General features: G+C 51.7%; 9 tRNA genes and 3 rRNA genes. All 12 read right to left on the bottom strand.

Annotated features, from left to right (window positions below):
• A 16S ribosomal RNA gene (locus CKW00_RS13465) occupies positions 1-103 on the bottom strand; the annotation flags it as partial.
• 92 nt (positions 104-195) lie between these two features.
• A tRNA-Ala gene (locus CKW00_RS13460) sits at positions 196-271 on the bottom strand.
• A gap of 6 nt (positions 272-277) precedes the next feature.
• Positions 278-354, bottom strand: a tRNA-Pro gene (locus CKW00_RS13455).
• Positions 355-359: 5 nt separating this feature from the next.
• A tRNA-Arg gene (locus tag CKW00_RS13450) sits at positions 360-436 on the bottom strand.
• A gap of 9 nt (positions 437-445) precedes the next feature.
• Positions 446-535, bottom strand: a tRNA-Leu gene (locus tag CKW00_RS13445).
• Positions 536-581: 46 nt separating this feature from the next.
• Positions 582-653 (bottom strand) — tRNA-Gly (locus CKW00_RS13440).
• 7 nt (positions 654-660) lie between these two features.
• A tRNA-Leu gene (locus tag CKW00_RS13435) sits at positions 661-742 on the bottom strand.
• A gap of 10 nt (positions 743-752) precedes the next feature.
• Positions 753-825, bottom strand: a tRNA-Lys gene (locus CKW00_RS13430).
• A gap of 12 nt (positions 826-837) precedes the next feature.
• A tRNA-Thr gene (locus tag CKW00_RS13425) sits at positions 838-913 on the bottom strand.
• A 4-nt stretch (positions 914-917) separates the two neighbouring features.
• Positions 918-993 (bottom strand) — tRNA-Val (locus CKW00_RS13420).
• Positions 994-1000: 7 nt separating this feature from the next.
• Positions 1001-1115, bottom strand: a 5S ribosomal RNA gene (gene rrf, locus CKW00_RS13415).
• Between the two features lie 100 nt (positions 1116-1215).
• Positions 1216-1439: ribosomal RNA gene (locus tag CKW00_RS13410) — 23S ribosomal RNA — on the bottom strand; the annotation flags it as partial.

Below are 1439 nucleotides of genomic sequence, written 5' to 3'. Positions count from 1 at the left end.
AGCGTCCGCCCCGAAGGGCTTCAGCTCGCTTCCCGCGCTCGACTTGCATGTATTAGGCACGCCGCCAGCGTTCGTCCTGAGCCAGGATCAAACTCTCCATAAAAGAGATTGATTAGCTCAATCATAAATTCGTTCAAAAAATTGACGCATGGCATAAAACATTGTTCAGTTTTCAAAGATCTACTAAAAATTGAATGGTGGAGCCTAGCGGGATCGAACCGCTGACCTCCTGCGTGCAAAGCAGGCGCTCTCCCAGCTGAGCTAAGGCCCCGTAAAATGGTCGGGAAGACAGGATTCGAACCTGCGACCCCTTGGTCCCAAACCAAGTGCTCTACCAAGCTGAGCTACTTCCCGTATAGTGGTGCGCCCGAGAGGACTTGAACCCCTAACCTTCTGATCCGTAGTCAGACGCTCTATCCAATTGAGCTACGGGCGCATATGAATATGGTGCCGAGGGCCGGACTCGAACCGGCACGGTGGTAGACCCACCGCAGGATTTTAAGTCCTGTGCGTCTGCCAATTCCGCCACCCCGGCATGGCATTTTGCCGCTATCGCGACCGCACAAATAAATTAAGTAAAGAGCGGAAGACGGGATTCGAACCCGCGACCCCCACCTTGGCAAGGTGGTGTTCTACCGCTGAACTACTTCCGCAGCAAAATGCGGGTGGAGGGACTTGAACCCCCACGTCGTAAGACACTAGATCCTAAATCTAGCGCGTCTGCCAATTCCGCCACACCCGCATATGAACTATGAGCCATGGAGGGCTCGAACCTCCGACCCTCTGATTAAAAGTCAGATGCTCTACCAGCTGAGCTAATGGCTCATAAATATGAAATGGTGCCGGCCAGAGGACTTGAACCCCCAACCTACTGATTACAAATCAGTTGCTCTACCAATTGAGCTAGGCCGGCAAAATGGTGGAGGATGCAGGGCTCGAACCTGCGACCCCTTGCTTGTAAGGCAAGTGCTCTCCCAGCTGAGCTAATCCTCCAGATAAAGTTTGGCAGCGCCCTACTCTTGCGGGGGGTAACCCCGACTACCATCGGCGCGGAAGAACTTAACTTCTGTGTTCGGCATGGGAACAGGTGTGACCTCTTCGCTATTGCCACCAAACCTTTTCAAGGACAAAGATTATTATATTGTTCTTTCGAACAAATTTCAAGAGGTTTTTTGAAAAACCTTCAAAACTGGATAAGAAACATATGACCAACGTATAGAGAAGATCTCGATGGATTAGTATCCGTCTGCTGCACGTGTCGCCACGCTTCCACACCGGACCTATCAACCTCTTCGTCTCAGAGGCATCTCTCTAAAGGGAAATCTCATCTCAAGGGGGGCTTCATGCTTAGATGCTTTCAGCACTTATCCCGTCCACACGTAGCTACCCAGCAATGCTCCTGGCGGAACAACTGGTACACCAGCGGTGTGTCCATCCCG

Origin of the sequence: Salimicrobium humidisoli (assembly GCF_002295105.1) — a bacterium.
In the GTDB taxonomy this organism is placed as follows: domain Bacteria; phylum Bacillota; class Bacilli; order Bacillales; family Halobacillaceae; genus Salimicrobium; species Salimicrobium humidisoli.
This window is presented reverse-complemented; position numbering and strand designations above follow the sequence as displayed.